This is a genomic window from Chryseobacterium sp. Marseille-Q8038, from assembly GCF_965111995.1.
Window position 1 is genome coordinate 2,911,615 of record NZ_CBCOPN010000001.1, and the last position, 20,379, is coordinate 2,931,993.

At 35.8% G+C, this 20,379-nt stretch carries 17 protein-coding genes; 7 read left to right on the forward strand and 10 right to left on the reverse strand.

Translation table 11 applies throughout. The annotated features are described in order from the left end of the window. From ACWPWS_RS13590 to ACWPWS_RS13600, 3 genes are all read left to right on the forward strand, one after another. A complete protein-coding gene (locus ACWPWS_RS13590; protein ID WP_454046839.1) occupies window positions 1-1,494 on the forward strand; it encodes a complex I subunit 4 family protein in 1,494 nt (497 codons plus the stop codon). Between the two features lie 16 nt (window positions 1,495-1,510). Then, window positions 1,511-2,890, forward strand: coding sequence for an NADH-quinone oxidoreductase subunit N (locus ACWPWS_RS13595; protein WP_105684347.1), 1,380 nt, complete (start codon window positions 1,511-1,513; stop codon window positions 2,888-2,890). Window positions 2,891-3,166: 276 nt separating this feature from the next. Next, window positions 3,167-5,479, forward strand: coding sequence for a GAF domain-containing protein (locus ACWPWS_RS13600; protein ID WP_454046840.1), 2,313 nt, complete (start codon window positions 3,167-3,169; stop codon window positions 5,477-5,479). Between the two features lie 32 nt (window positions 5,480-5,511). On the opposite strand, the gene ACWPWS_RS13605 is transcribed toward ACWPWS_RS13600, so the two are convergent. The 3 genes from ACWPWS_RS13605 to ACWPWS_RS13615 are packed head-to-tail and all read right to left on the reverse strand — an operon-like array spanning window position 5,512 to window position 8,173. Next, a complete protein-coding gene (locus ACWPWS_RS13605) occupies window positions 5,512-6,033 on the reverse strand; it encodes a hypothetical protein (RefSeq protein WP_454046841.1) in 522 nt (173 codons plus the stop codon). 23 nt (window positions 6,034-6,056) lie between these two features. Beyond that, window positions 6,057-6,980 (reverse strand): bestrophin family protein, encoded by a 924-nt coding sequence (locus ACWPWS_RS13610; protein WP_454046842.1) that lies wholly within the window; start codon window positions 6,978-6,980, stop codon window positions 6,057-6,059. Between the two features lie 17 nt (window positions 6,981-6,997). After that, window positions 6,998-8,173 (reverse strand): Pycsar system effector family protein, encoded by a 1,176-nt coding sequence (locus tag ACWPWS_RS13615; protein WP_209785983.1) that lies wholly within the window; start codon window positions 8,171-8,173, stop codon window positions 6,998-7,000. Window positions 8,174-8,199: 26 nt separating this feature from the next. On the opposite strand from ACWPWS_RS13615, the gene ACWPWS_RS13620 reads away from it, so the two are divergent. Both ACWPWS_RS13620 and ACWPWS_RS13625 read left to right on the forward strand, forming a co-directional pair. Continuing rightward, complete coding sequence (locus ACWPWS_RS13620; protein ID WP_454046843.1) at window positions 8,200-11,916, forward strand: metallophosphoesterase; 3,717 nt, start codon at window positions 8,200-8,202, stop codon at window positions 11,914-11,916. A gap of 316 nt (window positions 11,917-12,232) precedes the next feature. Continuing rightward, window positions 12,233-12,955: a hypothetical protein gene (locus ACWPWS_RS13625; protein WP_454046844.1), complete on the forward strand. Its 723-nt coding sequence runs from the start codon at window positions 12,233-12,235 to the stop codon at window positions 12,953-12,955. Window positions 12,956-13,034: 79 nt separating this feature from the next. On the opposite strand, the gene ACWPWS_RS13630 is transcribed toward ACWPWS_RS13625, so the two are convergent. From ACWPWS_RS13630 to ruvX, 6 genes are all read right to left on the reverse strand, one after another. Next, window positions 13,035-13,844: a hypothetical protein gene (locus ACWPWS_RS13630; RefSeq protein WP_454046845.1), complete on the reverse strand. Its 810-nt coding sequence runs from the start codon at window positions 13,842-13,844 to the stop codon at window positions 13,035-13,037. Between the two features lie 34 nt (window positions 13,845-13,878). Further along, window positions 13,879-14,754 (reverse strand): SdiA-regulated domain-containing protein, encoded by an 876-nt coding sequence (locus ACWPWS_RS13635; protein ID WP_454046846.1) that lies wholly within the window; start codon window positions 14,752-14,754, stop codon window positions 13,879-13,881. A gap of 57 nt (window positions 14,755-14,811) precedes the next feature. Beyond that, the gene (gene mazG / locus ACWPWS_RS13640; RefSeq protein ID WP_454046847.1) at window positions 14,812-15,579 is read right to left on the reverse strand and encodes a nucleoside triphosphate pyrophosphohydrolase; all 768 of its coding nucleotides are present in this window, start codon (window positions 15,577-15,579) and stop codon (window positions 14,812-14,814) included. 285 nt (window positions 15,580-15,864) lie between these two features. Beyond that, window positions 15,865-16,422, reverse strand: coding sequence for a DUF5606 family protein (locus tag ACWPWS_RS13645; protein WP_209785988.1), 558 nt, complete (start codon window positions 16,420-16,422; stop codon window positions 15,865-15,867). 75 nt (window positions 16,423-16,497) lie between these two features. After that, a complete protein-coding gene (gene def, locus ACWPWS_RS13650; protein ID WP_105684357.1) occupies window positions 16,498-17,070 on the reverse strand; it encodes a peptide deformylase in 573 nt (190 codons plus the stop codon). Beyond that, window positions 17,067-17,483, reverse strand: a complete 417-nt coding sequence (ruvX, locus tag ACWPWS_RS13655; RefSeq protein WP_454046848.1) for a Holliday junction resolvase RuvX — start codon at window positions 17,481-17,483, stop codon at window positions 17,067-17,069. Before ruvX ends, def begins: the two co-directional genes overlap by 4 nt. A 115-nt stretch (window positions 17,484-17,598) precedes the next feature. Here ruvX and ACWPWS_RS13660 point away from each other — a divergent pair, with 115 nt between their 5' ends. After that, a complete protein-coding gene (locus ACWPWS_RS13660; RefSeq protein WP_062675602.1) occupies window positions 17,599-18,075 on the forward strand; it encodes a SixA phosphatase family protein in 477 nt (158 codons plus the stop codon). A gap of 156 nt (window positions 18,076-18,231) precedes the next feature. Here the strand turns inward: ACWPWS_RS13660 and ACWPWS_RS13665 are convergent, their stop codons facing one another. Next, a complete protein-coding gene (locus ACWPWS_RS13665; RefSeq protein WP_454046849.1) occupies window positions 18,232-19,776 on the reverse strand; it encodes a serine hydrolase in 1,545 nt (514 codons plus the stop codon). 88 nt (window positions 19,777-19,864) lie between these two features. On the opposite strand from ACWPWS_RS13665, the gene ACWPWS_RS13670 reads away from it, so the two are divergent. Next, on the forward strand, window positions 19,865-20,329 hold the full coding sequence (locus ACWPWS_RS13670; protein ID WP_454046850.1) for a hypothetical protein: 465 nt from the start codon (window positions 19,865-19,867) through the stop codon (window positions 20,327-20,329). The last annotated feature ends 50 nt before the right edge of the window (window positions 20,330-20,379 follow it).

Consider the following 20,379-nt stretch of genomic DNA (forward strand, 5'->3'; position numbering starts at 1 on the left):
ATGTCTTGTTTATTATTAACATTATTACTTTTACCTCTAGTAGGTTCGGGATTAGTTTTTGCCTGGAAGAATAATTCCAGCAAATATTTGGCGCTTGGAATTGCATTGGTACAAATGCTCCTTACGTTTTACATACTTTCGGATTTTGATTTTACTCCGACAGTAGACAGCGTATTGCAGCATGAGATCAATTATCCATGGTCACAATTTATGAAGAGCTCTCTTCACTTCGGTATCGATGGAATGAGCATGCTTCTTTTATTATTGACCAACATTCTGGCTCCAATCATTATTTTATCATCTTTCAACGAAAGTGTAAACTACAGAAATACATTCTACGGATTGATTCTGTTAATGCAGTTCGGTCTTGTAGGAGTGTTTACTTCTTTAGACGGATTGTTATTCTACATTTTCTGGGAAGTAACTTTGATTCCAATTTGGTTCATTGCCGGACTTTGGGGACAAGAGAATAAAAGGTTTGAATTCACTACGAAATTCTTCGTATATACATTCGTTGGATCGTTATTTATGTTAGCCGGATTGATCTATGTGTACAACCACTCAGCATCATTCGCTTTAACAGATTTATACAATGCACAACTGAATGAAGTACAGCAGACGGTGGTATTCTGGTTTATTTTCTTTGCTTTTGCAGTGAAATTACCGGTATTCCCTTTCCATACATGGCAGCCTGATACCTATACCTACTCTCCTACTCAGGGATCGATGTTGTTATCAGGGATCATGCTTAAGATGGCAGTATATGGGGTAATGCGTTACTTACTTCCAATCACTCCGCTTCCGATAGCAGGAATTTCAGGACAGATCGTAATTATTCTTGCTATTGTAGGAATTGTTCACGGTGCTCTGATCGCTATTATCCAGACGGATATGAAGAGAATCATTGCTTATTCATCTTTCTCTCACGTAGGATTGATGGTAGCAGGGATCTTCGCTTCTGCAGTAGTAACTCTTAGAGGAACTTTCAATGTGGAAGGCGCTGAAGGAGCATTAGTACAGACATTTGCCCATGGTATCAACGTAGTAGGATTATTCTACTGTTGTGATATTTTATACAAGAGATTTAAATCAAGAGACATCAGACAAATGGGTGGTTTAGCTAAAGTAGCTCCTAAGTTTGCTGTATTGTTCTTGATCATTATATTAGGTTCAATGGGAGTTCCATTAACGAATGGATTCATCGGGGAATTTATTTTGTTGAAATCAGTATATGATTTTAACGGAACACCAGCAGTAATTGCTGGTCTTACGGTAATTCTTTGTGCGGTGTATTTATTGAGATTCTACGGAAAAGCAATGTTTGGAGAAGGAGATGAAGCAGTTTTAAGTACAGCAAAAGATTTATCAGGGGTAGAATTTTCTGTATTGGCAAGTTTAGCGGTTTTTGTGATTTTACTAGGTATTTTCCCACAACCGGTAATCGACATGGTGAGTAGTTCGGTGAAGTTTATCTACCAATCAATGGTAAGTTAATTTGATATTTTAAGAAATGAGTGTTTTAATTATTGTTTTCCTAACGGCAGTTATTGCGTTATTTTCAGGAGTTTTTGAACAAGGAAAATTCGCAAGATACATTGGGATTTTGGGATTAATCATCGCATTGTACGTAAGTTTTATGCCGGAATGTTCGTTTTTCGATCATTACAAGCATATGTATGAGTACAGTGACAATACTGCATTATTCACTAAAATATCAATCGTAACAACTTTATTGTTATTCTTTCTGGGAGGTTTTGCTTTCAGCAATCACAGAAGCCACCAGTCAGAATTATATGCATTGATGCTATTTGCATTATGTGGAGGGATCATCCTTTTCGGATATCAGAACTTAGTGACGATGTTCTTAGGTGTTGAAATCCTTTCTATTCCATTATATGTAATGGCAGGAGCTAACAAAACGGATCTTAGATCCAACGAAGCTTCTATTAAATATTTCCTTATGGGTGCATTCGCAACAGGTTTCTTACTGTTCGGGATTGCGTTCATCTATGGAAGTGCAGGAAGTTTTGATTTGTACAAGATTCATGACTTCGGAGTGGCAAATGCCGGGAACGTAATGTTCATCTTAGGAGTATTACTGATTCTTTGTGCATTGGCCTTCAAAGTAGCATTGGCACCCTTCCATATGTGGAGCCCTGATGTATATGCAGGTTCTCCTTCATTAATCACCGCTTTCATGGCGAGTGTGGTAAAGATCTCAGGATTCTTTGCGCTGTTCAGATTGATGACTCTAGGTTTTGCCGGAGTTACTCACGAATGGATCAATGTTTTAGGAGTATTCTTGATCATTACTTTACTTTTGGCAAACGTTATGGGTCTTGCTCAGACGAATGCAAAAAGAATGTTGGCATACTCTTCAGTTTCTCACGCAGGATATATCGGATTGGTATTCTTCGGAATGACAAGCCTTTCTACCTATAACCTTGCCTTTTATTTATTTGCGTATTCTTTATCTACAGTAGGAGTTTTCATGTGTCTGATCTGGGTAGAGAAATTAAAAAGAGAAACCTCTTTTGGAGCATTCAAAGGATTGGCGAAAACTGAACCTTTATTAGCAACAGCAGCTACGATCTCTATGCTTTCAATGGCAGGGGTTCCGTTAACAGCTGGTTTCATGGGGAAATTTGCTTTATTCTCCCAGGCTATGAATGGTGCTGCTTTCTTAGTGTTGGTAGCAGTATTGGGTTCTGCCCTATCTATCGCTTACTATTTAAGACTGATTATCGCAATGTTCTTCTTCAAAGAATCAACATTCAAGTCATCAGAAAAAGTAACACTTACCTACAACATCATTGCAGTAGTTGTTATTGCTTTGATCATCATCCTTGGGGTTTTCCCGGATCTGTTTGCAAGAATGTTCGGATTATAAAATCTGAATTTTAATATAAAAAGCACAACTTTTCAGTTGTGCTTTTTTGTTATCATATCTGAATAATGAATATCTCAAAAACACTATTTCTTATTTAAAAAATCATAAAATATATTAATCAGTATCCCTGTTCTCCATCTTTCTAAAAAACAGCAAAGAATTACAAAATACATTGTAAAATTTCCGAAAACCCTCGTAAATTATGTACAATAAAATAAAACATACTCTTACTAATATTCTGCTTTTTTCATAACTTTACTTTAAATTTCTCACCTCTTGGCTAATCTCTATAAAAAAGACTCTCCCTTTCAGGTTTATATATCATTCAAAAAATATTTGGATGTTCTGGAGCATATCCGGTATAATGACAGATTGGAATACAGGGTAAATTATGCAGAGTCTTTAATTGAGAGTACCAGAAATTTTAAAGAGCTAAGAGAAGGGTTTCAGGATACTGCTCTTCTTGATAAATATGAGGACCTCATCAGACTGCTTCTTGCCGATCTTTTCCCCACAGGTCTCACCAGAAATGAAATAAAAGCAGCAAGTATTCCTCTTTCCAATATCACCTTTAACTATACCGAAAGGTTTAAAGATATTCTGAAAGATGCAGGGAAAGACTTTGAAATAGAACTCAGAAATATTTCAGATAATGAATTTTATGTGTTCTGCTGCTGTCTGATTCTTCAGAGCTACTTCAAAAAAGACATTAAAAGTACACTTCCGTTTTATTATGATATCCCCAACAAGCAGGGAATCATGAAGCATTACAAAATTACAGTCAATTCAGATTTCACGGAAATTACACCTACAGAAGATGCCAAAATTCCATCTGATGATATTCTGGATATGCTGCTGGAAAATCTGGATGATTTTAAACTGTGGAAAAAATATTTCCCTTCGCAATCATGGATACTGAAAGGATTCACCATTATTTCACTGGTAGACTGTACCTCTGAGGTAGCCCTTTCCGATCTGAAATCAAGTATGATTGAAATTGATCCGGAAAATATGAATCCCAATGAAAATCTGACGGAAATTTTTAAATCCTATTTTGATGTTTCTGAGCTCAGTTTCGGCCTGATGACCTTTAATAAAAAGGAACAGAAACTGGATAAACTCCCGATTTATGAGAGTCTTCTCACCAATCATATCCTGGATTTCTGGATCAACGCTTTTGACGAAGATACCCGTAAGACGACTTTTAATAATTTAAATCATAATTCAAAACCTGTCGTTGTTTCCAATGTAAACAATCTGGATGAAAATGTAAAGCTGCTTCCTTCCTTTAGTATATTAAAGGATAATAATGTCAACAGCTTCATGGTAATTCCGATTATGAAAGACGGAGAACTCCTTGCCATCATGGAGTTTACTTCTCCTATTGCAGGAAGTTTCAATGGTTTAAAGCTTAAAAAACTGGAGTTTTTCACCGATATGGTTCTTTTCTCTCTGAACAGATTCTACTTTGAAAAAAACTATCAGATAGAAGCTATTATCCAGCGTGAATATACGACCATCCACGACAGTGTGGTATGGAAGTTCAGAAATGAAGCAGAAAAATATTTTACGGCATCGCTCGGAAAGAAAATATATACTTTAAAGCAAATTGCCTTTAAAAATCTTACTCCTTTGTTTGGCGTTTCAGATATCCGTTCTTCTTCGGAAAAGCGTTTTAATCTGATGCTGCAGGATCTCAATCAGCAGATTGAATGGCTGAATGAAATTTTAGTGTTGACCAATTCAGATTCAGAGAAATTTGTACTGGCACTGGATGTTTTTGAAAATGAAATCAACAATGAGATTAAAGCAGATACAGAACAACGTTTTCAGAGATTATTAAGAGAAGAAATTCATCCTTTTTTACAGGGTAAGCTGGAAGTAAGAACTTCAAGGGAAATAAAGGCAAGGATTAAAGACTATTTTTCACACATCTTCACCTCTACGGACCTGTTTTATCATCATAGAAAAAACCTTGATGATTCTATCACTCTGGTCAACCGAAAACTGGCGGATATGCTGGACGAAAGCCAGGTGAAAGCACAGGAAATATTCCCACATTACTATGAAAGATTTAAATCTGATGGTGTAGAGCATAATCTTTACATTGGTACTACCATTGCTCCTGAGCTTCATTATACCTCAAAAGTGGTTCATAAACTAAGATACTGGCAGCTGAAGACCATCTGTAAAATGGAACTTGAATTTCAGTCGTTCAAAAAATATCTTCCTGTACCGCTGGATATCGCATCACTGATCTTTGTATACAATGAAAAAATAGACATCCGTTTCAGAATGGATGAAAAACGCTTTGATGTAGACGGCGCTTACAATTCATACTACGAAATCATCAAAAAACGTCTGGATAAAGCCCATGTGAAAGATTCTTCAGAACGCATCACTGCACCCGGAAAAATCACCATCGTCTATTTCGGAATGGAAAATCAGAAGGAATATCTTGACTACATTTCTAAACTCCAGAAAAAAGGAGTTCTACAAAATGATATAGAATTTTTAAGAGTAGAGGATCTTCAGGGAATTACAGGATTGCTGGCATTAAGGGTTTCTTTTACACTTCCTGAAGAATAGAAAAATCCTAAACGTACATTCCGGATGATTATTTATCTTTGCTCTTCAATAAAAATACTGATTTCAAACTCTTGCTTTACCGGATATCTATAGACTTTAGCAGAATACCAGCTATTGAGTTCTTTTGATTGAAATAAACGTTCAATTTCTTTCCTGGAAGCATCATCTGTATAGCTTAGAAAATCAACTTTTTCAATCGTATTTTGTTTCCCTATGGTGACACGAAGTCTGTTTTCACCTTTTTGAGCATTTCCATGGATCTTAAAATTCTCAAATAAAATTTTACGGAAATTGTTTACTCCTCCTTTAAAAGTGGCCCCAGTAGGTTTAAATTTTTCTATATCATCAATACAATTACTATTTTCTTTTTGACACTTTTCCAATATTGCCAAAGCCACAGATTTTAATGAATCAATTGCTTTTCTTTCTTCTGGTGTAGGTGGAAGTATTTTTATATGCTCTAGTGTCGATATATAATGAACTAATGAAACCTTCCTTGATCCACAGCTGGAAAGGAAAGATAATAGCATCAGCATCAAAATAATTTTCTTCATACAACACTCAACGATGGTCTATTCTAATCCACAAAATAAGTATCCGGTTTCTTCAATTCACCTTGAGGAATTCCTGCCTGTTCAAAAATAGAAAACTCAATTGTACGGCAGATGCTGTTCAGGGCAAGATCATTTTCTTCTTCACCAAAAGGTTCACCGATCTCCTGGATAATGGCATCAAGAGCAATAAAGGTATAGCTGATCAACAAAACAATCATAGGCATCATCCATCCCAAAGAATCTACCAGTCCGAAAGGAAGCCAGAAACAATAAAGATACACCGTGCGATGCAGTAAAACACTATAAGCAAATGGTAATGGAGTATTGTAAATTCTCTCACAACCTCCGGAAATGTTAGAAAACTGATTGAGCTGATGATCCATAGAAGCCATCACAATAGTATCTATATTTCCTTTTTTATGCTGTTCGTTGAGCCAGTCTGCAATAAATCCAAGAATAATACTGGGAATAAATTTCTTACTCTTTACCTGTTCCAGTTGTTCAGGAGAAAGAAGCCTTTCAAGGTGTTCCGTCCCGGATTTATCTCTCAGCTGAAAGTTCAGTGCCCAGGAAAATGCAGAGATCAGCTTAATAATTTTCTCTTTTTCCACTTTAGCTTCAGGCGAAGAATCGTTTACTAAGGATAAAATCTGTCTCGTCAAAGACCTGGTTTCAATCACAAGTGATCCCCAAAGCTTACGTCCTTCCCAGAAACGGTCATAGCTCGCAGAATTACAGAAACCCATAAAAATAGCCAACGCCAATCCTATCAGTGTAAAAATGGTAGGATTGAGATGCACTTTATAATCAAATATTTTTCCTTTAAAAAAATAGATAGCCAGGGAAAACAGCGTGATAATACTAAGCTGAACAACAATTTTCTTTAATACGGAACCTCTCCATATAAATAACATTTTCAGCCAATTCGTACGCTGTCTGACTATCATTCGTGTGTGTTTATTAATTAAAGACTAAGAAAAGCCATTCCGAAAGATAAAACGGAAATAATAATTCCTGCCATAAAAATCTTATAGGTAATGGATAAAAGTTTATATTTCCTATCCAGAACTTTTCCAAGATAATACAGATCCTTCACCATGGAATCATAGATATAATCCCTGTCTTTAATAAGGTCTTTCATGGCGTTGTTATAATCATCAAATAACATCTGCTGAAAGTTTCCGAAGAACAGCAGGTTTACTTTTCTGTTGGCAATATCCTGAGGAGTAAACGTTGTTTTCGTCACATTAGGTTTTGTAGACAAAATAGCAAATATGATCGTAAATACACTCGATAGCAACAGAATAAAACTCGGAAGAATCAGATGTGAATTTTTAGGGGCATCCAGCTTTGGAACCAATACAGAAAGACAAACTGAAATGATAATGGCATTTACAGATAAAAGAATATTGGCTTTACTGTCTGCAATATCACTCAGCCTTGTATGGTTGTTCAGGGTAACCCTGAATAAAGTATCCACACTTCTATCTGATTTTTCTTTTTCCTTTTTACCCTCTGCGCTATCCTTTTTATTATCTTTTTTCTCTTCTTCTTTTTCCAATTTCTTTTCTATCTTTTTGATGTTTTTCTTTTTCAGGGGCTCCCAGTTTTCTTTAGCATAATCTGTATAAAAAGTATGCTTGTTTTTCAGCATATCAAGATTCCCGGCATTCCATTCTTCATTGGAAAAACATCTTACATTGGTCAGTTCCCATTCTTTTCTCAAAGCATCGGAAATATCGCTGTAATCGTGACCTGCAAAATGACTGAAATCGGCATCCTTTACAATTTTCTCAAGCAAATTCTGAGGTTCATAATGTATTTTCGTAGCCAGAATCAGCTTTTCAACATCTGCAATATAGCTTTCCGGATAATTTTCCTGGTGTAAAAAGGCTTTCATCACCTCCACGCTCCTTTCCTCATGGTTCAGAGCACATTCTATATACCCTGTATCATGAAACCATAACGCTACAAGTACCTTCTCCTGATCCTCTTCAGAAACAGGAGTATTTTTCATGATTTCCTCCGCCTTATTAACTGTATAGGCAGTATGGATAAAATTATGATAAAAATATACCGAAGATAACTTATCTTTGAATAAGATTTCAACATAATTTTTAGCTTTGTGTAGAATGCTCATCCCTGAAATTTTGTTAATGTAAATTTATGAATTTATCCTTTAAAACTCATCTAAAAAATACTTCTATTGTTCTTAGAACAGTAATGTCCGCAGGAGTCCTTTATTCCTGTGCTACCTATAACGTACAAAAGGGCAAAAACTTATTTGAAGTAAAAGATTCCGAAATAAAATCCGAAAATGATTTTAAACTTTTTCTGATTGGAGATGCAGGAAATGCAGATGAACCTCAGGCCCAAAAAACTCTGAATTTACTGAAAAGTAAGCTGGATTCTGCCAACAGTAACTCTATGCTGATCTTTCTGGGAGATAATATCTATCCCAATGGAATGCCCAAAGAAACAGATAAAGACTATGCCCAGGCAAAACAGAAACTGGAAAACCAGCTTGCTATTACCAAAAATTTCAAAGGAAAAACACTCGTAATTCCCGGAAATCATGACTGGTACAATGGAATTGAGGGATTGAATACCCAGGAAGGACTGGTTAAAAAATATCTTGATGATAAAAAAGCTTTTCTTCCTAAAAACGGCTGTCCTATTGATGACATTAACGTTTCTAAAGATATCAAGCTTATTGCAATCGATACAGAATGGGTAATTGCCAACTGGGATAATTATCCGGGAATCAATAAAAACTGTAATATCAAAACCCGTGAAGATTTTTTTACCGAGTTTAAAGACCTCATCATTAAAAATCAGGGTAAAAGAATAATTGTTGCTTTACACCACCCTATCATCAGCAGTGGAACCCATGCAGGTTTTAATTCTGCAAAATCTCATCTCTTTCCTTTAAAGAGTAAAGTTCCCGTTCCTGTGGTGGCAAGTGTAATCAATATTTTAAGAAGTTCCTCAGGAGCCAGTCCTGAAGATATCAATAACCAACATTATGCAGATCTGGCCAACAGGCTGAAAAGCATTGTTCAGGATAAAGAAAATATTATTTTCGTTTCCGGACATGATCATAACCTGCAATATCACGAAGATGGAAACCTGAGACAGATCGTCAGTGGTGCAGGTTCTAAAACAGATCCGGCAACCATTGTAGAAAAGACAGACTTTTCCTACGGAGGCAGCGGTTTTGCTGTTTTAAATTTCAGAAAAGATGAAAGTACAGATGTTGAGTATTTTTCAACCAAAGATGCCCAGCTTCAAAAACTGACTCATATTTCCGTGATTTCCAAACCTGATGTATTTGTCAATAATTTCCCTAATTCTTTTCCTGCAACGTTCTCTTCAACCATTTATCCGGTTCAGCTTACTGAAAAAAGAAAGTTTTACCGTTGGCTTTGGGGAGATCATTACAGAAGATATTATGGAATTCCCATTGAAGCTCCCACGGCCAACCTTTCAGAATTGAACGGAGGATATATTCCTTTTAGAGAAGGTGGAGGAAACCAATCCAACAGTTTGCGGCTGAAGTCTGCAGACGGACAGGAGTTTGTAATGCGAGGAGTGAAAAAAAGTGCAATTCGTTTCTTAAACAATATGGCTTTCCAGAAAAGTACATTAGGAGAAGAACTTGCAGATTCATATCCTGAAAAATTCCTGCTGGATTTTTATACCACCAATCATCCGTTTACTCCGTTTACTATTGGAAATATGTCGGAAAAGCTCAATATTTTCCATAGTAATCCAAAACTATACTATATCCCTAAACAACAAGCTTTGGGAAGATACAATGAGAATTACGGAGATGAAATGTATATGATTGAAGAACGTTTTTCTTCTGATCCTAAAACATTGGCTTCCCTTGATCATGCAAATGATATCGTTTCTACGGATGATGTATTAAAGAACCTCAACAAAAGCAATAAATATTCTGTCGACAGGGAATCTTATATCAGAGCAAGATTATTTGATATGCTTATCGGTGATTGGGACAGACACTCGGACCAGTGGAAATGGGCACAATATGAAGAGGGCGACAAAGTGGTTTACAAACCTATCCCTAAAGACAGAGATCAGGCTTTCAGTAAATATGACGGTGCAGCCTTCAGGATTATTATGAATGTTCCTGCCATCCGTCATATGAAAACCTTTACAGAAGATATCAGCAGTGTGAAATGGCTTGCGATGGAGCCTTATCCTATGGATCTTGTCTTTTTAAAAGGGGCTGACCAAAGTGAATGGGAAACTCAGGCAAAATACATACAGGAACATCTGACTGATGCTGACATTGATGATGCATTCCATAATCTTCCGAAAGAAGTACAGGATGACACCATTGCCGAAATCCAGAGAAAACTGAAAATAAGAAAAACAAAACTTCAGAGCTACGCTGCACAGTATTATGATGTATTGCAGAAAAAAGTTCCGCTGGCAGGAACGGTAAACCCTGATAAGTTTGTGATCACCAAAAACGGACACTCCGTACTGGTACAGCAATATAAGCTGGGTAAGAATAAAGACCAGAATGAACTGGTTTTTGAAAAGACTTATCATGATTCAAAAACTAAAGAATTATGGATCTATGGTCTGGAAGATGATGATACCTACGTAGTAACAGGTAGTGGAAATCCTAAAATGACCATCAGACTGATTGGGGGATATAACCATGATACCTATAACGTTGCGGATGGAAGAAAAGTGAAGATTTATGATTTTAAATCTCAGAAGAATACCTATAATGCAGGAAATGCAACCAAGAATATAACTGATGATTATGATATCAACAGTTATAATTATAAACACCCGAAATATAATTCCGTTGCCGGATATCCAAACCTGGATTACAACCCGGACGATGGAGTCATTGTGGGGGTTCTGGCCAATTATACGGTGAATAATTTCATTCGTGATCCTTTTACCCAAAGACATAGCTTAAAAGCTAATTTTTATACTGCAACTGCAGGGTTTAGTCTTACCTACAAAGGTGTATTTAAAAAAGCCATCTCAGGTTGGGATATCAACCTTGATGCATTTTATACAACCCCCAGATTCTCTCAAAACTTCTTCGGACTTTCCAATGAAAGTGAGTATGACAAGGAAGATACAGAAAGGGAATACAACAGAGCCCGAATTTCCAAATTCAACTTTGCTCCTTCCATTTCTCAAAAGAGCTGGATGAATCTGAGTCATCAGTTTCAACTGACTTTTGAAGATAATAAAGTACAGAGAAAAGCGGACCGCTTTATCAACCAGTCACCGGATGTGAGACCAGGCGTATTTAACAGTCAGCAATTTGTGGGAGCAAATTATACATTCGGATATAAAAATGCAGATAATGCGGCCTTCCCTACTCTTGGTTTGGAATTTATGCTGAATGCAGACTGGAAAGCAACACTTTCTGATTTCAACAAAAACTTTGTGACCGTAAAAGGAAAGCTTGCCGTTGACCACAGAATTGATAAAAAAGGGAAATTTGTATTTGCCAACTCCAGTAATGTCATGTGGATCAATAATAATCATTTTGAATTCTATCAGGCTGCAGCTATTGGAGGGAATAACGGCATGAGAGCTTTCAGAAATGAACGGTTCTCAGGAAGATCATATTTTACCAATAATTCAGAAATCCGCTGGGATTTTGGAAGGGTCAGAAATAATATTGTTCCGGCAAACATGGGAATTCTCATCGGATATGATATCGGCCGTGTATGGAATGACAATGAAAATTCCAGAAAATGGCATCAATCTGCCGGTGCAGGGGTATGGCTGAGTATTGTGGAAATGATGTCTGCAAGATTGAATTATTTCTATGGTTCAGACGGTGGAAGGATTTCTGCCGGAGTAGGAATGAAGTTTTAAACGTCTTCTATTAAAACGAAATAAACTCTGTGTTTGCTATTAACATTGAAATCCCAATACAACACAAGATACTGTTTAACAGTATATTAAACTACTTACAAATTGAATCTTCAAAAAATATCAATTTTAATGAAATTTAATATTTAAAATTTTCAACTCACATTTTTTACTGATAACATAAATATGGCTTTTAAATAAAGGCCATATTTTCAGCTATATAAGTCAAACTTACACATAGTCCAATATGTTTATCAATTCTTTAAAAAATAGACATTTTAAAAACATTTTATATTTGTGCCAATTAAAAAATCAACAAATGATGAAAAAGAAGCTATTGTATATGGCATTATTTGTCATGTTCATTCACTTAAATGCACAGATAGGGATTAAAACTCCAACACCTCAAAATACATTACACGTCAACGGCTCGCTTCAGGTAGTTAAAGATCTGAATGTAGGCGGAGATGACAGAACAAAAGGAAATTCCGGAAACAGAGGTGAATTCTTAATGTCAAACGGAGCCGGAAATACTCCGGTATGGAAAACCATTGAATCAGAAAACTTTCTCAAGGTAGTGTATGTTGGAAACAAAACAGATATCAGTCCCGCAAGCGGAAGTTATACAGGTACCCATTCTACTCCGGTCAGTACGCATGAAAATTATTCACAAACCTATATTTTCAATGTGAGTAATAAAATTGATACGGCTTATTTAACTTATAATTCAACAACAGGTCTTTTCACAGTTGTAAAACCGGGATTTTATAATATTGTTCCTTATGCCACCTATGATCTCAATTTAAATCCATCAGGACAAACGGCAGGAACAGCCAATTCATATATCCAAAAAGTATCGCCTACCCTTACAACACTTGCAGGAATATCCACCGGACACGGAGAACGTACCACAGGATTGAATCATAATCTTTCATCCATTAATTTTTTTAATATGGGAGAAACCTTCAGAATACGCTGCCGTTATACGCAGGACTTCCGTTTATCGAGTGGTAATATTCACATTTCTTATCTTACTCCATAGTCCATAAAAAGTCAATCACTTCAATACATTCATATATTCAAAACCCCACTGATTTCTCTGTGGGGTTTTATTTATTCATTTATGGTACTGGGAAGTATAATAGTACTTGTCCGTTGACATCATATTTATAGTTCCATGTTTTTGTTGATATTTTTGGAGGAATATTAAGAACTAAGTTTACAACAGTAGTTTCTTTTTTCCTGAAATTATTAACGGATAAACTTTTTTCAAAAAAAGTATCATTGATCAGAAAAAGTTTTTTAAATGGATTTGAAGCCGTATCAAAATCTGAATATATAGAAGTCGTCATCTTATTATCTACCCCTTTTATTCTTTCTAAGAATTCAGACTTAGTAAGGTTATTATTGTTATCGTAATAATATGTTGTAATATATTCATAGTCTCCGGATCCAGCTAATTCCCAATGAACATTTTTTAATTTATCCTGCTCATAAGTGTAAGTTTTGGTATCAGATACAGAAGAACGTCCAGTTGCATTTTTCACATGATAACTTTCTTGTTTTACAGGCCTGTTATTATTCATCGTATAACGATATTCATCATATCCCGGAATACCCCCTAGCTCCAACTCCCTTACTGTCACAATATTACCACTATAAATTAATTTAGTAATTGGTTCAGGAAAAAACCTGTCAAAAAATTGTACAAAAACTGGATAGAACCTCCCTTTAACTTTTGTCAAATTTCCGTTTTCGTAAGTAAATTCATAATATTCTTCAGGTAAAGGTCCTGTTCCAATCCCATCTGCACAATATACATAAGCTTTTTCCACATCTTCAATTGAAGACGGAGTATCATCTGTACTATCATAGCTACTGCCGCATGAAAACAGACTTAATGCAAGTGAAAGGTAAAGTAATTTTTTCATGGTTGGTTATTTAGTTTTTATAAAAATATAAAAATTAGTTTAAAGAAAAAGTATACACATTTCCACCTTCATTCTTCCCTTTCTCATCTGCAATCATTAATGTTTTATCATCAAAGAAAACAAGGGCTTCCTTCTGGGAATTATGATTCAACGGGACTTTCTGAATTTTTGCAGCACTGAAATCGTTGGCCGTGAATCCTGTAAGAACATGTACATTTTTATGGGTAAGCAATACAATTTTATCTTTGGCACTATTGATGGTAGCAGAAGTAATAGCAGCATCGTTATATCCTCCATCAAGCTTTAACTTTCCTATTAACTTCGCTTCAAAATCCCCTTCTTTATTAGGCACCTGGAATACAAGGAAAGTTCCGTCAAAACCTTTGCTTCTGTTTTTGGTGAATAAGTAGAAGTTACCATCCATTTCTACAAAAGCCTCACAATCATACAAAAGATTTGATTTTTTCGGAGGAAATTCCGTCTGTCCCTGATAATGGAATTTCGTAGTCTGAACAACCTTGGTGGTAATTTGTCTGCTGTCTTTCAAATCTGTTTTTAAGATAGCAAGATCCTGTCTGTTATTATCATTATTACCAAAATCCCCAATATAAATATTTCCCTGAGTATCTGATATGATGTCTTCCCAGTCTGTATTTTCAGCACTTTCCACAGGGATCTTTGCCAGCATATCACCTTTGTCACTCAGCCCGTATATTGCATTTTTATTTCCTCTGTCTTCTATCACCCAGATCGTTTTCTTATCTTTTGACAAAGTAATTCCGGAAACTTCCTTCAACTTTTTGGGTAAGAAAAACTGAACTTTTAATTCATCTTCATTAGCAGGAGAATTCTGAGCTTTCGGATTGCAGCTCAATAAAAGCAAAGCAGGTAAAATAAGAAAACGTAACATAGGTATATTTTTATTTTTTAATTGAATGTAAGAAGCATTAATTGTTCCAATCAGAAATTATGAAAGTTTTTTGGCTTTTTCCCAAAGCACATCCATTTCTTCCAGAGACATATCTGCCAATTTTAAATCCTGCGCTTCAGCAAGCCCTTCCATCTTTTGAAATCTTGAAATAAACTTAAGATTAGTTCTCTCCAGCGCAGAATCCGGATTGATTCCTGAAATTCTGGCATAATTGATCAGGGAGAAAAATACGTCGCCAAGTTCCTGTTCTTTTTTATCCAGATCAGTCTCAGCATGAAACTCCTGGATCTCCTCATCTACTTTCTTCCATGCATCTTCTGCATCATGAAACTCAAAACCGATACCTTTCACCTTATCCTGAATTCTGTAGGCTTTAACCAGACTCGGAAGGCTTTTGGGTACTCCACCCAAAATAGATTTGTTTCCTTCTTTTAATTTTAATTTTTCCCAGTTCTGTTTCACTTCTTCTTCATCTTTCACCTCAACATCTCCATAAATATGAGGATGACGGAAGATCAGCTTTTCATTAAGGGAGTTGATAACATCTGCAATATCAAAACTCTCTTTTTCCGAACCTATTTTAGCATAAAAAACCAAGTGAAGCAAAACATCACCCAGTTCTTTTTTTATTTCCTGTAAATCATCCTGTAAAATGGCATCTGAAAGCTCATAGGTTTCTTCAAGGGTAAGATGGCGAAGCGACTGTAATGTCTGCTTCTGATCCCATGGACATTTTTCACGCAAATCATCCATAATATCCAGTAATCTTCCGAAGGCCTCTAGTTTCTCCTGTTTCGTATTCATAAGTAATGGGAAATTCAATCTTATACAAATGTAAGGGATATTTTGGGTCTTCGGTAGAGGTTTGAAGTGAAAATTTGGACGTTTATGGTTAAATAGGATACGAGATACGGAGTTAGTGAGGTTCAAGGTTCAAGGTTTAAGGTTTAAAGATAAAGACGAAGATTGAACTCTGCAGAAAATTTCACTAATACCTGCTTCCTAACATCTGCTTCCTGCTACCTAATAAAAGCAAAAAGCCTTGTCCGGATATCCCAGACAAGGCTTTGTATTTTTAATTCAAATGAATTATCCTTGTTTTCTGTGTGTACTCTTCGGAGCTGATTTTGCTGCTGAAGTAGCTTTTACTTTTGGAGCCGCTGGTTTTTCTGCTTTTGGAGCTGCTTTTTTAGCGTCTTTTTCAATGCTTACTTCTTCAGCCGGTTCTCCTTCTAAAGTTTCAGGCTCTGCTTTTACAAAGCTTTCCGGAGTGATGTATCCTGCTTTATGAAGGATGTTGTACCACTGAGCCAGTTTTTTGATATCAGAAGAATATACTCTTTCTGTATCATAGTTAGGAAGAGATTCAAGCATAAAATCTTTCAAATCTGCATCAGAAGATTTGTGAGAGATTGTTGGCTTATAGTCGTTGTTTTTAGCAATATTTTCAAATACTTCAAACAAAGGAACTTCTTTCTCAAATGTAAACATGGCAATATTGTCCAATAAACTTACTTGGCTTGAGTTTCCAATGCTTACTTTTTTCTTGTTGGTAACATCTTCAATGATGAATCCGTTTCTTAATTGAGAAACTAATTTGAAAAGTCCTGGTTTTCCAGAAATTGAAATTATTTTTTCTAACAGCATAATTTTATTTTTTGTAAATTCTGCAATCAGCACTAGCTTTTTGCTTTTTATTATTTCTTTTAATCCTTATTTAAATTACTTTGGAAATCTCATTTTGTAACCGATGTTTACATCACCCTGAGAGATTTTAGTCAGCTTACCTTTTACCAGTTTCTTCTTCAGAGCACTTAGATGGTCAGTAAATAGAACTCCTTCAATGTGGTCATATTCATGCTGAATTACGCGGGCTCTAATATCGGAAAAAGTTTCTGTATGTTTCACAAAATTTTCGTCATAATATTCAATAACGATTGTGCCCTTTCTTTTCACGTCTTCTCTTACATCCGGGATAGAAAGACAACCTTCATTAAACTTCCATTCTTCGCCAGATTCTTCAAGAATTTGAGCATTAATAAATACCTTTTTGAAGTCTGCCAATTCATCTTTAATATCTTCATAATCCTCATCTTCTGCAAGAGGCGTCACATCTATTACAAACAGACGGATATCCAAACCAATCTGTGGCGCTGCAAGACCTATGCCATTTGCGCTGTACATGGTTTCGAACATGTTATCTATCAATTCCTGTAATTCGGGATAATTTTTGTCTATATCTTTTCCCACTTTTCTCAAAACAGGATCCCCAAAAGCTCTTATCGGTAATATCATCTTAATCTTTGTTCTAAAAAATTCTGCAATATGATTGTTGCACTTACTTTATCTATTAATCCTTTTTCCTGCCTCTTTTTCTTATTTTTTCCGCTTTGAGAAATAAAGAATGAAGCCATTTTGGAAGTAAATCTTTCATCAAAACGGTAAACTGCAATATCCGAAAATTCTTTTTTAAATTCTTCAATGAATTTTAAAATATCGGTTTCCACCTCTGAAACATTTCCTTTCAAATCTATGGGAAGCCCAATTACTACGTCATCTACCTTATTTTCGCTGAAATATTTTTTCAAAAACTCCATTAAAGAACGGTTCTCTACAGTGTCCAGCCCACTGGCTATAATCTGCATATCATCGGTTGCAGCGATACCACAACGAGCTTTTCCGTAGTCTATTGCAAGGATTTGTCCCATAAGTCTGCAAATTTAGTAAAATTTACTGATTTTATTCATAACGCAGTTTTTTTATATAAATCATGTTTTATTCCATTATTTTTTTTATAATTTTAATCTTCCAAAAAACAATTATATGAAGAAACTCATCCTCGTAAGACATGCAAAAAGCGATTGGCCTGAGGAAACGGAGGACTTTGACAGACCTTTGGCAGACAAAGGTTTGGAGGATGCTATGCACATGTCCAGATTCCTGAAAAACAATAATATTTCCATTGATCATTTTGTGTCCAGCCCTGCGGTGCGTGCGCTGAATACCTGTAAAATTTTTAATCAGGCATATCAGCTGAACTGTTCCACTGATGAAAAATTATATAATCCTTCGGAAAGAAGTTTTGAATCTGTAATTTATGACCTGGATGACAACCTGAATTCGGTTGCTTTCTTTTCTCACAATAATGGAATTTCCAATTTTGCCAATTCTATTTCTGAGGATATTTTCCATTTCCCCACTTGCGGAGTTGCAGGCTTTGAAGTAGACTGTGAATCATGGTCCGAATTTGATGGTGCTAAAAAGAAACTTCTCTTCTTTTATGAGCCAGGGAAAATATAACTTCACCTCTTTATTTTTTTATGTACCCCTATTAATCCTTCTTTTCTCATGCCAGAAACAGAAGAAAAACTACTATGAATCAAAAATTTCTTTGAAAGGCAACAAAAAAACGGGCTAAAGCCCGTTTCTATTGAATATCTTTTGCGATTTTATTTTCTATTTTCTCTTCAAATCCAGATCATCAAAATCAAAACTGAAATCCGTTACATCAGAGATTGCTTTCAATCTTGCAGATTCTGCCCTTCCGTTTTCATCATAATTGAAAATAATATAAGCATCTGCATCATAGCTTCTGTCATCCCATTTGATAATGAAAGAATTGTTGGAATAAGGAAGTAACTCGCCTTTTAATCTTGGAGAGTTTTTGCATGAGATTCTGTAGGTATTTCCCTGTTGTGCAATTTCCACATCACCAAACCAGGCATCATTGTATGTTCCTGTAAACTGTTCTGCTTTTGGCTGAAGTGATTTTTCTTTTTTAAAGGCTTCAGATTTTGCAAAGGCATCTTTTTTCTGTTTGTTGAATTCAGCCTCCATTTTAGACATTCTGTCGCCGTATGTTTTTAGCCAGTTTCTGTCTGCTACCCCAAGGTAAGAATCTTTCACCGTATTGGTAATCGTATTGAAAGCCGCTCCTGACTGTTGATTTGTCAATACTACGATTCCCAGCTTCATATCCGGAATTAAGGTAAACTGAGTAACAGTTCCGATTAATCCTCCTGTATGCTGTACCTGCTTGTGTCCTTTAACATCACTCAGAAACCATCCTAAACCATATCCGTAGAAACTTGTATCATATGGATTTTTTGCAGCTACTCTGTCTGGAATCTGCAGGCTCCAAAGCTGTTGAACATTCTTATCCGAAACCAGTTTTTTTCCATCTTTAGTCGTAAAGTTATTTAACAGACATTCAGCCCAGGCTGTCATATCTTTAACATTACTCATAATTCCTCCGGCAGCATTGGCTGTCTCATTCCAATCGTGAGGAACAGCAATTGCTTTTCCGTCTACAGGAGCATGTGCATCAATTTTGTTGACCGTAGCTTTTGCTCTGTTGTAGCTCCCAAAACTTGAAGTCATTCCTACAGGTTTCATAATTCTTTGCTCAATAAATTCTGCCCAGCTTAATCCTGAAACTCTGTGGATTACTTCTCCGGCAATAATAAACATGATGTTGTTATAGTCTAATTTCGTTCTGAAAGGATTCTCCGGTTTCAGGTATCTCACATTATGAACAATATCATTCACGGATAAATTTCCCCCTTCCGGAAAAAACATAAGATCTCCCTGTCCTAGCCCTAATCCGGCTCTGTGCGTGATAAGATCTTTAATTGTTACATTTTGAGAAACGTAAGGATCGTACATTTGAAACTCAGGAATATATTTTGAAACTTTATCATCCCAGTTCAGTTTTCCTTCATCTGCTAAAATTGCTAACGCTGTACATGTGAAACCTTTAGAATTGGAAGCAATCCCCACCAATGTATTATCATCCATAGGCTGTTTGGTCGTAAGAGAACGTACTCCAAACCCTTTGGAATAAATCATTTTCCCATCTTTTACAATTCCAACGGACATTCCCGGTACATCAAAGGTTTTCAGGGTATTTTGGATCAGTTCATCCAGTTTTTTTTCTTCAACCTGCGCATTGGCCAATCCTACGGTCAAAAGAAAAATGAAAAAAGAAAGTTTCTGTTTCATTGTTTATTTTAATTTTCCCAAATTTACTAATTATTAAGGGATGCTAATTTCAGCATTGCTAAAACTTTACGATAAATCAGTTGTATTCATGAAAAAGCCTATTTGTATCTGTATTTTTTCTCTTTTCATTATCAGTGGCCTGAAAGCTCAGGACAGAACATCCAATCCTTTGCTTTTACAAACCTGGAATCTAAATAAAATGGACACCTATATCTATACCTATGAAAAACAGGATGGTTTTGAAGCAAGAAGAGAAGGAATCAGATTTCAAAAAAATGGGAAAATCACAGGAAACCTGATTAAATCTACATTAAGATATGATACTTTGGAAGAACCTGTGACTAAAAATGAAAAGCCCGACCGTTATATAGGAAGCTGGAAAAAAGCTTCAGATTCCGCAGTCACTATTATATTTCCGTCCAATACGAATATGACCGGAACTTTTGTTATTTCAAAGCTTACAGAAAACGGGTTGAAACTAAAAAAGGTTTTCAGTGCGGATATTGAAAAGAAACTGGATTCTATCCGCAGAACAAAAAATATTACGGATTAAGATCTCTGATCCGTTTTATTAAAGCTTCTTTATATTTGCAATCTTAAAAA